General features: G+C 65.1%; 9 protein-coding genes. 4 read left to right on the top strand and 5 right to left on the bottom strand.

Features of this window, described 5'->3' with window-relative positions; all coding sequences use genetic code 11:
* The 4 genes from RT424_RS15890 to RT424_RS15875 all read left to right on the top strand — a co-directional run.
* Positions 1 to 436: ABC transporter permease (locus RT424_RS15890; RefSeq protein ID WP_313440277.1), on the top strand; the 436-nt coding region annotated here is incomplete at its 5' end.
* Positions 433 to 1329, top strand: coding sequence for an ABC transporter permease (locus tag RT424_RS15885; protein WP_313440275.1), 897 nt, complete (start codon positions 433 to 435; stop codon positions 1327 to 1329). The genes RT424_RS15890 and RT424_RS15885, both read left to right, overlap by 4 nt.
* On the top strand, positions 1326 to 3146 hold the full coding sequence (locus RT424_RS15880; protein ID WP_313440273.1) for an ABC transporter ATP-binding protein: 1821 nt from the start codon (positions 1326 to 1328) through the stop codon (positions 3144 to 3146). Before RT424_RS15885 ends, RT424_RS15880 begins: the two co-directional genes overlap by 4 nt.
* Before the next feature lie 141 nt (positions 3147 to 3287).
* Positions 3288 to 4325 carry a sigma-54 dependent transcriptional regulator gene (locus RT424_RS15875; protein ID WP_313440271.1) on the top strand — a complete coding sequence of 346 codons (1038 nt, stop codon included), beginning with the start codon at positions 3288 to 3290 and terminating at the stop codon, positions 4323 to 4325.
* A 54-nt stretch (positions 4326 to 4379) separates the two neighbouring features.
* Here the strand turns inward: RT424_RS15875 and RT424_RS15870 are convergent, their stop codons facing one another.
* From RT424_RS15870 to RT424_RS15850, 5 genes are all read right to left on the bottom strand, one after another.
* On the bottom strand, positions 4380 to 5432 hold the full coding sequence (locus RT424_RS15870) for an ABC transporter substrate-binding protein (RefSeq protein ID WP_313440269.1): 1053 nt from the start codon (positions 5430 to 5432) through the stop codon (positions 4380 to 4382).
* Between the two features lie 26 nt (positions 5433 to 5458).
* Positions 5459 to 8008, bottom strand: coding sequence for a TonB-dependent receptor (locus tag RT424_RS15865; protein ID WP_313440267.1), 2550 nt, complete (start codon positions 8006 to 8008; stop codon positions 5459 to 5461).
* 331 nt (positions 8009 to 8339) lie between these two features.
* Positions 8340 to 10229, bottom strand: coding sequence for an ABC transporter ATP-binding protein (locus RT424_RS15860; protein ID WP_313440265.1), 1890 nt, complete (start codon positions 10227 to 10229; stop codon positions 8340 to 8342).
* The gene (locus RT424_RS15855) at positions 10216 to 12054 is read right to left on the bottom strand and encodes an ABC transporter ATP-binding protein (protein ID WP_313440263.1); all 1839 of its coding nucleotides are present in this window, start codon (positions 12052 to 12054) and stop codon (positions 10216 to 10218) included. The genes RT424_RS15860 and RT424_RS15855 overlap by 14 nt, the downstream gene beginning before the upstream one ends.
* A gap of 10 nt (positions 12055 to 12064) precedes the next feature.
* Positions 12065 to 13330: an acyl-CoA dehydrogenase family protein gene (locus RT424_RS15850; protein ID WP_313440261.1), complete on the bottom strand. Its 1266-nt coding sequence runs from the start codon at positions 13328 to 13330 to the stop codon at positions 12065 to 12067.
* Positions 13331 to 13391: the final 61 nt, after the last annotated feature.

The raw sequence follows: 13391 nt of genomic DNA, 5'->3' as shown, positions 1-13391 counted from the left end.
GACGGTCGCGCCGTTCCTGCTGCGGTTGGTGCGCTCAGCCATGATCGAGACGCTGGAGGCGGAATATGTCGCCGCCGCCCGGCTGCGGGGCATTTCCGAGTGGCGGATCGTCTGGACCCACGCAGTGCCCAATGCCCTGGTTCCGGTCATTCAGGGCATTGCCCTGACAAGCCGCCTGCTGCTGGGTGGCGGGCTGATCGTGGAAGTCGTGTTCAGTTATCCCGGCATCGGCAATGCCCTTAACGCCGCCATCGAGATGCGGGACGTGCCGGTCATCCAGGCGATCACGCTGACGATGGCGATCGGCGTGGTGGTCATCAATCTTCTGGCCGATATCGCGACCGTCCTGGTGACGCCCAAACTGCGCACCTCGTCGCGGCCGCGCCTGAGGGCCGGCACGCGCGCAAAACTCAAGCTGAAGGCGGGCGGAGTATGAGCAACGGTCTTTCGAACCTTTACCGCGATCCGCAGTCCCGGCTGGGGCTGGTTCTCGCCGCCACCGTTCTGGTCGTCGCGCTGCTGGGGCCTTACGCAGCCTCGCAGTCGCCGCTCGCTCTGGTGGGACCGACTTATGGCCTGCCGGGCGACGGTTCGCCGCTGGGGTACGATTATCTCGGGCGAGACGTCTGGTCGCGCCTGCTCGCCGGCGGCCGCTCCGTCTTGTGGATGAGCTTCGCGGCTTCCGCCATCGCGCTCGCGGCGGGGGCGATCATCGGCATCGCGGCCGGGCTGTCCCGGCGCGGGATCGATCATGCCGTGGTCTGGGCAACCGACGTCCTGCTCGCGTTCCCCGACCTCATCCTGGTCCTTCTGGTGGTATCCATGTTGGGCCGGGCGCCCTGGCTTATCGTGCTTACCGTGGCGATATCCTTCGTTCCGGGAGTTATCCGTCTGGCGCGCGGCGTCACGCTGGGCGTGGCGTCCCAGGAATACGTCGAGGCGGCAAGGCTGATGGGCTATCCCTGGTGGCGAGTGGTGCTGCTGGAAATCCTGCCGAACATCTCCACGCCGCTGCTGGTACACTTGGGGATCATGCTCACCTGGGCGATCGGTATGCTCTCGGGCCTCAGTTTTCTAGGCTACGGCGTGGCGCCGCCGGCCGCGGACTGGGGATTGATGATCAACGAGAACCGCGCCGGCCTGATGATCCAGCCATGGGCGGTGCTGGCGCCGGTGGCTCTGATCGGCCTGTTCGCGTTGGGCAGCAATCTCCTGGCCGAGGGCATCGCCAGGGCAGGCGCGCGCATTCCTTCGCGGCGCGGACCGAAATCGCGCGCCCGCACGCTCATGCGCGGGATCAAACGACGGGAACGGGAGGAGCGGGCATGAGCGTCGTTCCCTTCGTCAAGAGCCTGCTTCAGGTACGGGATCTGGTCGTATCGCTCGATGACGGCACCTCGATCGTGGAAGACATCGCCTTTTCCGTCGCGCCGGGAGAGATCCTCGGTGTCGTCGGGGAAAGCGGCTCGGGCAAGAGCAGCATCGCGACCGCACTGCTGGGAGATGCGCGCGCCGGCGCGGTGATCTCCGGCGGGTCGGTTTTCGTCGAAGGGCGCGATCTGCTCTCGCTCGACGAGCCTGGCCGGCGACAGATGCGCGGCCCGGTCATTTCGCACGTTGCGCAGGATCCGGCGCTCGCCCTCAATCCCATGCGCCGCATCGGCTCGCTGCTCGAAGAAGTGCTGCGGGTCCACCAGCCCGGACTTTCGCAAGGTGAGCGGCGCCAGCGGATAGCCGAGGCTGCCGCCGACGTCGGCCTTCCGGCGGACGCGGCGTTTCTTCGCCGCTTCCCGCATCAGCTTTCGGGGGGGCAGCAGCAGCGAGTCCTGCTGGCGCTGGCGGTCGTGCTTCGTCCGCGCTTGATCGTGCTGGATGAACCGACGACGGCGCTCGACGTGAGCACCCAGGCGAAAGTCCTGGCAACGGTGCGGGATCTTTGCCGAACGCGAGAGATCGGCGCCGTCTATGTCTCGCACGATCTGGCCGTCGTGCGCGAGCTGGTAGACCGGGTGGTCGTTCTCTACGCGGGACGGATCGTCGAAAGCGGATCTCGGGAACAGGTCTTCGAGGCACCGACCCATCCCTACACGCGCGGGCTGCTCGACGCGGTGCCGGACATTTCCGGAAGGCATGTGTTGCGCGCCATTTCCGGTCATGCTCCGGCACTGCAGGATCGCGGCGAAGGATGTGCCTTCGCGCCGCGCTGCGATCTTCGCAGCGCAAGCTGCAAGGCACGGCCGCCCTTGCGAGACTTCGGCGATCGCCGCCTAGCCGCGTGTCATCATCCCGTTCGCGGCAATCGCGAGGATGTGACCGCGAACGTACGGACGCCGGCCGCAGCGCCGGAAACGAGGTCGGACACGGGGGCGGAGAGGAAAGAGCGGCGCATGCTTGCCATTCTCGAAGAGGTTACGGCCAGCTATGGCGCCAATCAGGTGCTGGCCGATGTGAACCTGTCGCTGCGCGAAGGCTATTGCACCGCGCTGGTCGGGGAAAGCGGTTCGGGCAAAACCACGTTTGCCCGGTCGCTGGTCGGCGCCGTGGAGGATGTGGACGGCGTGTTCTTCTATGATGGCCGTCCGCTCGACCTGGCTGGAAACCGCGACAAGGACTTGCGCCGACGAATTCAGTACATCTTCCAGAATCCGTTCCGCGCCTTGAATCCCCGTCAGACCGTGGGGCAGATCCTGCGAACCGCCGCTTTGCACTTCTTCCCGATCAGGTCTGCCGATGCCGACAAGGAAGTGGCCGAGGTCTTGCGCCGCGTGGCGCTGGCACCGGAACTGGCGCAGCGTTATCCGCGCGATCTCTCCGGTGGGGAGCGGCAGCGGGTGGCGATCGCCCGTGCGCTGATCTGCAAGCCGCAGCTCTTGATCTGCGACGAAATCACATCCGCGCTCGACGTTTCGGTCCAGGCGGCGATCATCGACCTGCTGCGTTCGCTGCAACGGGAGTCGGGATTGACCATCCTGTTCGTTACGCATGACCTGGGCGTAGTGCGGGCGGTCTCCGACTATGTGGCGGTACTCAGGCAAGGGCGCATCGTGGAGCAAGGCCTGACCGGGCATGTGCTGGACGAGCCGCAACATGACTACACGCGCGCTCTGGTCGCCGATTCCCCCCGCCTCCGCGATAGCGCTGCGTAGAGCGACTAAAGCCCAGCTTTGTGTCAATCAAGAATTCTCAACTGTTTTGGTAGACAAATGGTGTTAGCGTCGTTCTCGACAAGTGGAAGCGGACCACCGCACTGGCTTGAGAGCTAGGAGCGACAACCACGGGGCTTCGACATGCGCGATACGATCCTGAAATTCGAAGTTTCCGCCCTGGCGATCCGGGCGCGGACATTCATCTTCTCCGACCCTCGATCGAAAGCGCTTCTGCCTTTGATCGAAAGGACGGCGCCCAGCGACGCAACGATCATGATCACGGGCGAAACCGGGACCGGAAAGGAACTCGTCGCCCGGCACGTCCACCAGCTCAGCGGGCGTGCCGACCGGCCGTTCGTTGCCGTCAACTGCGGGGCATTTTCCGAAACGCTGGTGGAAAGCGAGCTGTTCGGCCACGAGCGCGGGGCTTTTACCGGTGCCCACAATGCGCGCGAAGGCTGGTTCGAGGCGGCTAACGGCGGAACCCTGTTTCTGGATGAGGTGGGTGATCTGCCGCAGCCGCTTCAGGTCAAGCTGCTGCGCGTGCTTCAGGAACGCGAAGTCGTCCGACTGGGCGCCCGGAGACCTGTGAGCCTCGACGTGCGGCTCATCGCCGCGACCAATGTCGATCTGCGCGCCGCCGTAGAGGCCGGACGATTCCGGGAAGACCTTTACTATAGGCTCGGCGTCGTCACCCTCCCGCTGCTGCCGCTGCGCGAACGTCCGGCTGACATCCTACCGCTCGCGCGCCATTTCCTCGGGGTTTATGGAGAGAAGTCCGGCTCGGCCGCGATAGAATTGAGCCCTGATGCCGAGGATGTCGCCTTCCGTTACGCCTGGCCGGGGAACATCCGCGAACTCGAAAATGTGATCCAGCGCGCGACCCTGGTGGCACCGGGCAAACTGATCGAGCCCGAACATCTCGGCCTGCCGAACGACCGTCACGCCAGCGCAACGGAGCTACGGGGAGACCTGCAGGGACTGGAACATGTCCGCTCGACGCTTTCGCAACTCATCGCCGCGGGGGAGCCGGAACTGCTCGACCGGCTGATCGATCTCGCCGTCCGGGAAGCCTATGCGCATTCGAACGAGAACCAGGTCCGCACGGCGCAGGCGCTGGGCGTCACCCGCAACGTGATCCGAACTTATCTGAAGAACGCCGGCCTCATCGGCGACTAGGGCAGTTGCTCCGAGAGCGGCAGGCAAAAGGCCCGCCGCTCCCTTCGCCGCCTTTTATACCGCTTCGGCCGCGCGTTCGTGCAACCGCTGGCGAGCGGCTTCGAGCGGTCGTGCGTCCACCCATTCCGACAGCGCGAAATCGCGGTCGAGGAGGTTGTGGACGTACATGAAAGTCTTCTGCTGTTCGAACAGGGCGAGCCGCTCTTCGGAGAGATCGGGGTGCAGGTCGGCCAGCGTCGCGTCGCTATAGGCGCGGGCGACGCCTTCGGCGCCGGCTCGGGTTTCTCCTTCCAGGAGTTCGCGCACTTTCTGCTGGTTGGTCCCGGCCCAGTCGGCCGCCGCCAGGGTGCGTTCGAGGAACCGCACGACGAGGTCGAAATGATTGTCGAGCAGATCCTGATGCACGGTGATCGGTCGCGGGGTGCCGTTGTTCACGCGCCAGCGGCGCTCCGGGAGCGTGTCAAGGTCGATGCCGACTTCCAGGCCCAGGCGCTTGGCCGCGTCGATAGCGGAGGCACCCTTGGCATAGACAGCATCGACCCGCCCCTCGACAAGATCGACAAGCCCGCTCCATAGCGACTGGAGCTGAACGCGAGGATCGCCCTGAGGTGCGGTGCGCGCCGCCACCTCGACGAAGTGGACATCGTCGAACGTCAGTCCGGCATAGGCCAGCGCGCCCTTGATGCCGTGCAGGGTCATGCCGCGCGCGATACTGGAACCGCGCACATGCGCGGCGTCCGGCTTGTCCGTCCAGCCCGGCAGGGCGATGCGCTTGCCCTTGAGGTCTTCCGGACGGGCGATACCGGAATCCGGACGGACGAGGATCACTTGTGCCTCGTCGATCCAGGTGAGGCCGATCAGCCGGCTCGGCGCCCCTTGCGCACGCGCGGCAATGGCCAGCAGATTGCCCCCCTCGCGGATGAGCGAGGGAAGCTCGTGGTCGTAGTGATGGCGGGCAAGGTCGGAACCGCGGTTATCCTGCAAGGTAGAGACGGCGATCCCGTCCGGCGCGAACTCCGCGTCAAGCCAGCCCAGCTTGTAGGCAAGGCCCGTGGCGGTGGGGACGGGGCAGCGGGTGAACCAGATCGTGTCGATGGCTTGCGTCATGATAGCCTCCTTCAGGCGCGTTGGAATTACCAGCGATAGGTGAGAGTGGCGGAATAGAAGCCGCCAAGGGGATTGACCGGACTGTCCTGCACATAGGCGACCGAGGAGAACGGCCAGCGAGAGGTGGCGTTCTTCGGCAATTGTGCTGGCTTGGCATCGAACAGGTTGTTGACGTTGAGGCGCAGGCCGAGCCGGTCGGTGAAATCGTAGCCCGCTTCGAGATCGGCGACGAAGATATTGCCCACGTTCACCAGTTCGATGGTGTTCGGGCCGGTCGTTTGCGTCAGCGTGTAAGAGCGGTTGATCTTACCGTAGTAGGTGCCGCGCAGCCCGAGCGAGAAGGGGCCGGACTCCCAGTTCACCGAGCCGATCGCCTTGAGGCGAGGCGCCCGGTAGAGGATTTGCGCCTGCGTGGTGGACGAGATCAGCACGATGTTGAACCGCTGGAGAACATCCGGCGTCTCCGCGACGTCTAGCAGTTTCGTCTTGTTGTAGTTGCCCGCAAGGCTCCAACGGATCGCGCCGGGGCCGGCGTCTATCTTGCCGTCCAGCACCACGTCGACACCGCGTGTCCGCGTGGTGCCTGCGTTGATGAGGTAGGAGATGCTGTCGTCAGGCCCGAACGTGGGCGAGGCGGCCTGTACCAGCACGCCCGAGCCCGGATGGGTGGACTCACGAAAGGCGCCGATCTGGGAGATACGGTCCTTCACGCGGACCTGGTAGAGATCGACCGTGAAGTTCACGTTGCTGACCGGCTGTGCAACGAGCCCGAAACTGAAGTTGGTCGAACGTTCGGGCTTGAGCGGCCTCGCGCCTAGCGCCTGCGCCTCCGGCGAGCTGACCGACAGGATATGGTTGGTCTGGTTCACCGTCACGTTGGTCTGGCGGAAGGTCAGCGCGGCGAGGGCGGGTGCCTGAAAACCGGTGCTGGCGGTGCCGCGAAGGGCAAGGCCGGGGACGATCTCGTAGCGCCCCGACACCCGGCCGGTCAGCACGTCTCCGGCACGCTGGTAGCGTTCGTAGCGCGCTGCAAGATCGAGCGTGGCCTGTTCGCTTGGACGCAGCGATAGTCCGGCATAGACGGCATAGGAATTGCGGTTGTCTCGCGCCGCATCCTCGGGCCGGACGCCGGTGTCCGCCTGGGAGCCGGAGTCCGAAAGCGAAATCGGCCGTCCCGCGTTGGGTCCATCGAGGATGGGCTGACCGCCATAGCCCCAGGACTGTTCTTCGCCGGCGGTGCGTCGATACGTTTCGCGGCGGAACTCGGCGCCGAACGACCAGTCCGTGCCGAACCCGAACAGCCCGTCCTCGGTGCTCTTGCGGATATCGAGGTTCGAGGTCCACGCCGTGTAGCGATAGTTGCCGAGGAAGAAGTCGGTCTCGCTCTGAAGTCCGTAACTGGGGCTGACGGAATCATAGACATAGGTGTCGATATCGTCCTGTCCGTAACCGCTGCTGAGATCCCAGTTCCAGCCGTTGCCGATCTCACCGCGAAGACCGAGCAAGGCGGAGAAGTCGTTTTCGACCACGCCGCTGTAGGGTGTGAATCCGTCCGGATAGATCGCCCTCACGTTCTGGTCGCGCGAGGGGAAGCGGTAGTGCTGCGGCGACCGTCCTTTGCGCCAGGAATAGTCGCCGAAGCCGTAGAGTTCGAGGTCGTCTCCGAGGGGGAGCCCCAGGTCGGCGGTGAACGAGGCGAGTTGCGCCCTCGGCACGCCGCCCGCCGCGCCAAAGATTCTGCGGCGATCGACCGTCGCTTCGCGCGGATCGGGCGTGGCGCCAGTGGGCAGCGTGGGTGCGGTGGAGGCATTGCCAGCGGGCAGCACGGGATTGCCTGCGGCATTGCGCGGGAAGTAGAACAGGATGTTGTCCGGCACGTCGCCGTCGGCGAACAACGGCTTCTGGTCCACGTACTGCCCGGAGAGGTAGAGGTGCCCGCCGTCTCCCAGCCGGAGGCCGGCGCCGGCGTCGTATTGCTGGAGCCAACCGCCGCCCTGGTAATATTGCCCGGCGCGCGCACTGACCTCCCCGCCTTCGGCGGATTTGCGGGTGATGATGTTGATGACACCTGCAATCGCATCGGAGCCGTAGAGCGCCGAAGCGCCATCGCGAAGCACTTCGACCCGGTCGATCGTGTTCAGCGGAATGAGGCCGAGATCGACCGCCGCGACGCCCACGTCGTTGACGCCGAGCCGCGCAGTGACGTGGCGGCGCTTGCCGTTGATGAGTACCAGGGTGTGGCCGCTGCTCAGGCCGCGCAGCTGACCCGCGCGGATGAAGGTATTGATGCCGTAGCCCGGCATATTGGGTACGTTGAACGAAGGCAGGGTATCGTTGAGAGTTTGCAGGAGGCTGGCCTGGTTCGCCTGCCGCAGGGTTTCGGACGGCAGCACGTCGATCGGAGTCGGGCTGTTCTCCACCGTGCGTCCTGCGCTTCGGGCACCGGTTACGACGATATTGCCGGGTGCCTCCGCGCTTTCCACTTCGGAGGCAATGACTTCGGCCTTCGCCGTAACGGACAGTACCAGGGCCGAAATAGCCGACCCAAGCAGGAAGTATCTTTTCGTGGAATTCATGCCAAATGCTCCGAACCGCTGTTTTTCTGTCAGTCTTGCGGTTCGCGCAGCGATCGACCTCATCGGTTCTACTGCGCGGTCGCCCCGCAGAGACGTACATTGCAAGGTACGGGCCAAACTGCGCCGCCTCCTGCAAACGCATGAAAAAACGTGATTTTTCGCGAATTGGAATGGGGTGCTCTACGTGCTCTGCACCATTGGCAGCAATTGACTGGAGCGGATGTATCAATATCAGCAGTATTGCTTGCTGACTATACAGCTATGAATTGAAACTCGCTATGTACTTTCCACCAAATGGAAACACTTTGGCAATAAAGCGGCCGAGTATGTCTCACAGAGTGGCGTCGACGGTGGGCGATCGTTCGATTATCCGCTCCTGCTGACCGTCGGTGACAATGCCGCTTTGGCGCTCGTAGGCCTCGTAAAGCCGTGCATAGGGGCCTTGCAGCAGCGTCAGTTCCGCATGGCTGCCAAGTTCGACGACTTGTCCGTCACGGATCACCGCAATGCGATCGGCATCCCGGATCGTCGCGAGACGATGGGCGATGACGATGGCGGTGCGTCCTTCGCAGAGGCGGCGAAGCGCGCGCTGGATCATACGTTCGGTGTGAACGTCGACTGCCGAGGTAGCCTCGTCGAGGACCAGCACCGCCGGATCGGTCAGGTAGGCACGGACGAGACAGACGAGCTGCCGCTGACCATGGCTGAGGTTCGCCCCGAGCGGGCCGACTTGCGTCTGATAGCCGAAGGCCAGTCTTCCCAGCACTTCGTCGGCATCGAGGGCGCGCGCGGCCTCTATCAGATCTTCGTCCGGGGCATCGGGGCGGGCCTGCCGCAGATTGTCGAGAACCGTCCCGCTGAACAGGACGTTATCCTGCAGGACTACGCCGACATGGCGGCGCAAATCGGCTTGCCGCATGTGCTTCACGTCGATCCCGTCGATCAGCACCTGCCCGGTCTGTGCCTCGTAGAAGCGCGTGAGAAGTTGGACGAGCGTGCTCTTGCCGTGCCCGGTCGCACCAACCACGGCAACGACCTCGCCCGCGTGGATGTGCAACGAAAGATCGTGCAGCACTTGCGGGAGAACGCCAGGCGAATAGGAGAAGCCGACCGAACGAAACTCCACGTCGCCGCGCATCGAGGAGACCTGTACCGGATCGTCCGCATCGAGGATGTCTGGCCGGGTATCCAGCAGCAGGAAGATGCGCTGAGCCGAGGCAGACCCGGAGGCGTAGCGTTCGAACAGGTCGTTCAGGTCCTGTAGCGGCCCGAGGAACAGCATGACATAGAACAGGCTCTGGGCAAGCTGACCCAGCGTGATCTGGCCTTCCAGCAGCCCGTAGCTGCCTACCAGCAGGATCATCGCCATGCCCGCCGCATTGAGCAGTCCGCTCAGCGGCGCGAACCAGCCCGAACGCATGTTGCCCCGCACCAGCGCGCCGTCGAAATCCGAGAGCAGTTCGCGGTAGCGCCGCCGGTTGGGTTCCTCGCGCACGAGCTGCTGGATCATGCGCACCCCGGACACGGTCTCCACAAGATGCGAGGTGAAGCGGCTGCGGTTTTCCGCCACCACGGCCCAACTGCGCTGCGAGACACGTTTGAACAGCCAGGTGCCGACTACGAGAAACGGCACCACGCCTGCCAGCGCGAGCAGCAGCAGCGGCGACATCAGCCACAGCATCAGCGCGGCTCCGCCAAAGCGGAGCACGGCCGAGAGCATGTCCGGCGGCCCTTGCACCAGCAGGGCTTCCAGCGCATCGACGTCGCGGTCTGCGCGCGAGAGGATGCGGCCTGCCTTGGTGCGATCGAAATAGCCGACGCTAAGGGCCTGGATGTGCTCGAAGATCCGGATGCGCAAGTCGTTCAGCACACGAAGCGCGGCGGAGCCGGCCAGGTAACTGGAAAGGCCGGCGAAGACGAAGCGGGCCAGCCATGTCGCAGCAAGGCCTATGCTCAGCCATGCGAGCAGCCCTTCATCGAGCGTCCAGCCGTTCGGTCCCTCGACCAGTCCATGGTCGAGCAGTTGCCCGACGAACCAGGGTCGGACGAAGACGATGCCGACGAGCAGCGTCTCGAGCGCGAAGACGGCGGCCACTTGGCGGCGGACAGGCCCGAGCAGGGGGACGAGGCGGCGGAACATGCTTCGGTCGAGCGCATTGCGCGCCAGCATTTCCTCGATTTCGATGTCGCTGAGGACGCGTTTGTTGTCAGGCAGCGGCACGGTCTATTCCCAGAAGGTCGCGGTAGAGCGGGTCGAGCAGGAGGTCTTCATGCCTACCCGCAGCGGCGATACGGCCATTGGCCAGGACCGCACTCCGGTCGGCGAGCAGGACGGAGGACAGCTTGCTGGTGATGAGCAGGACGGTCATCGGTCCGCCGTGCGCGGCGCGAAGCGCGCGGATGTTGCGCAACACGGTGCGTTCGGTCACGGCGTCGAGCGCGCTGGTGGCATCGTCGAGGACGAGGATGTCCGGGGCGGCGAGCAGGGCGCGGGCAAGGCACAGGCGCTGACGCTGGCCGCCGGAAAGAGTTACGCCGCGATCGCCGATGCGGGTTTCCAGCCCATCCGGCAGGCGCTCCAGCAGTTCACCGGCCCCGGCGAGGCGGAGCGCCTCGACCAGCGCACTATCATCGGCCTCAGGGGCCGCTGCGCGCAAGTTGGCGGCGAGGGTGTCCGAGAAAAGGAAGATGTCCTGCGGCACGACATGGACCCGGCGGCGCAGACCGGACAGGTCCAGGCCGCGAACGTCGTGCCAGCCGATGGCCTCGGAGCCGATCGAGACGGCGCCGCCGCTGACGTCGGCAAGGCGCGGCAACAATGCCGCAAGCGAGCTTTTTCCCGAACCCGTGGCCCCTACCAAAGCCACGATCCGGCCCGGCTCCAAGATCATGCTGCAATCGTCGAGAATGGCCGTCTCACCGCCCGGTGCCAGCAGCCGCACCGCATCCAGGCGGAAACCGAGCGCTCCCTCGGGAAGCGCTTCACTGCCGCCGACGATGGCGGGCTGTTGGTCGAGCAAATCCCAGATGCGCGCGGCCGAAGCGCGGGCGTCGGCGAAGATGCGCATCACGCGGCCGACCGTCTCGACCCTGAAGACCAGAGTGGTAGCGATCAGCAGTGCGGAAACCAGCTCGCCCACGCCCAGCTTGCCGGCTGCGACGAGATGCGCGCCGTAACCCATGATCCAGACGTGCCCAAGTGCCACCACCGCCTGCGGGATCGGGATACGCGAACTGCACCAGGCCAGCGCATGGCGCGACTGGTCCAGGAAGAACCCGACATGGCCCCGGAACTTGCGAATGCGGCCTTGCTCCAGCCGGAACGACTTGATGACGCGAACGCCGCCAATGCCTTCGGACAGATCCTGGTTGACCTGATCGTAAGCGTCGCTGACGTTGCGGTCGAGCACGACAAGAGTGTCGGTCTGCCGGACAAAGATCCAGAAGCCGAGCAGGGTGAGAAGAAACGGTACGAGGCCCAGCAGCGGATCGTACCAGAACAGCAGGCCCATGGCGGCGGTCACCACCAGGGCCGTTTCCACGGTCTGTCGCCAGAAGGCGACCAGGGCATCGCGCAGCTTGTCGGCATCGCGGGTGGTGCGGGTGATCATCTCCCCCATGCCGTGCTGCCAGTGATAGCCGAGATGAAGCGTCTGCACCTGGACCAGAATGCGCTCGCGCAGGGTGGAGAGCAGCGCCTGACTGGCGCGAATGCTGCACATCCCCGAGATATACTGAAGCACGCCGCGTCCCGCCGCCAGACCGACCAGAAGCGCGGTCCAGTGCCAGGCGACGCTGAAGTCGATCGTGCCGTCGGCCAGGCGCGTGGCCGCCTTGCCGCTGTTCACGGCGTCCAGCGCCCGGCCGACGAGCCATTGCTGGAGCGCCAGGCTGAGGTGGATCACACAGAAAAGCGCGAACGTGGCCGTGAACAGCACCGGGATCGTCCGGTAGAGAGCAAGGCTGCGCAGCAGGGGATAGGCGGCGAGCGGAGACGAGCCGCCGGGCTCCGCCTTCTGGGCGGCCACGGGCTTCAGGTTTGTCATCGGCGCTGCGTCAGTCCGGATTCGAGGGGCTCGGGCGGCGGATGGCCACAGCGGAGTACTCATGAGGCGGAACGCCGTTCAGATAGTAGTCGCCGATGTGATGCAGGCGCCAGCGGATCGGATCGTGGGTGGTATGGACGCGCACGTCGGCCCAGAATCGGTCGAGGTTGAACTTGCGGTACGACGAACTGGCGCCGAGCAGGGAGAACATGTCGCTGGAGATCAGCAGTGCTGCCTCGTCCGTCTTCACACGCGCGGCTGCGACGGCGAGTATCAGTTCGTCATCAAGTTCGCTCGGCCGCCCTTTGGCGTTGTATTCGTCGTAGAGTTCGGCGGCATCGCGCAGCAGCGATTCCGCCACGCGCAGCGCCACCGCATAGTCGCCGATGCGCTTGATGATCAGCGGCTCCTGCACTGCTCTCTCCACCTCGGCATCGATCCAGACGTTGGAATTGTTGTTGAGGTAATGGATCGCCGCTTCGAAGGCGCCGCGCGCGATGCCGGCGTCGATCGCGGCGTGGTTGATCTGCGCCCAGGTCAGGCCGGTCCGTTCCGGCTTCTGCGGCACACCGGCCACAGGCAGGTTGACCTGCCAGTCCTCCAGCACCAGATCGACGAAGCGCACGCCGCCGCTCACCGAGTGACGCTGGCCAAAGGAATGCCAATCGTCGTCGAGGACGAGACCCGGCGTGTCGCGGTGGACCAGGAAACCGATCTGGCCGTCCTCGGTCTTCGCGCCCGAAGATATCCATTCGGCCAGGTAGCTGCCGGTGGCATAGAACTTGGCGCCGTTCACCACCCACTTGCCGTCCGCGTTGCGGCTGGCGGTTGTGCGGATGTCGAACTTGTGCTTGCCGCCCACTTCGGCCGCGGCATGGCCCAGGCGCTTGCCGGCGGCGACATCGGCGATGACCCGGCGGCGCAGTGCGTCGTCGGGGCGGCGCAGGATACCGCGCAGCATCATGTTGTGGATCTGCACCAGCTGCCCGACGCCGCCGTCCGCAGCCGAGATGATACGCGTTATCTCGACGATCGTCGCCACCGAAGCGCCGATGCCGCCCTCCTCGGGCGAGAGCGCCACCGTCGTGATGCCCGAGCGCTCGAGGATCGCCGCCTGTTCGTGCGGGATGCGGTGCCGCTCGGCCGGATCCGCGGAAATCGCGGCGATCAACGCGGCGGCTTCGTGTGCGGCGGAGATCGCGGCGGCTTCGTCGGTAAAGCGCGGGGCGGAAGGACGCTCGCGATCGAGCAGGTCGTTGGCGGGCTCTACGCTCACAGCGCGTTCTCCTTGGTGGCGCTATTGGTCGCTATGGCGATTTCCTGCTGGCGCAGCCGGG

Source organism: Novosphingobium sp. (assembly GCF_032093395.1).
In the GTDB taxonomy this organism is placed as follows: domain Bacteria; phylum Pseudomonadota; class Alphaproteobacteria; order Sphingomonadales; family Sphingomonadaceae; genus Novosphingobium.
This window is presented reverse-complemented; position numbering and strand designations above follow the sequence as displayed.

What these genes read in the sequence shown, in the direction of transcription:
- RT424_RS15885 (WP_313440275.1), top strand. Translation starts at nt 433, where the DNA reads ATGAGCAACGGTCTTTCGAACCTTTACCGCGATCCGCAGTCCCGGCTG.
- RT424_RS15880 (WP_313440273.1), top strand. Translation starts at nt 1,326, where the DNA reads ATGAGCGTCGTTCCCTTCGTCAAGAGCCTGCTTCAGGTACGGGATCTG.
- RT424_RS15875 (WP_313440271.1), top strand. Translation starts at nt 3,288, where the DNA reads ATGCGCGATACGATCCTGAAATTCGAAGTTTCCGCCCTGGCGATCCGG.
- RT424_RS15870 (WP_313440269.1), bottom strand. Translation starts at nt 5,432, where the DNA reads ATGACGCAAGCCATCGACACGATCTGGTTCACCCGCTGCCCCGTCCCC.
- RT424_RS15865 (WP_313440267.1), bottom strand. Translation starts at nt 8,008, where the DNA reads ATGAATTCCACGAAAAGATACTTCCTGCTTGGGTCGGCTATTTCGGCC.
- RT424_RS15855 (WP_313440263.1), bottom strand. Translation starts at nt 12,054, where the DNA reads ATGACAAACCTGAAGCCCGTGGCCGCCCAGAAGGCGGAGCCCGGCGGC.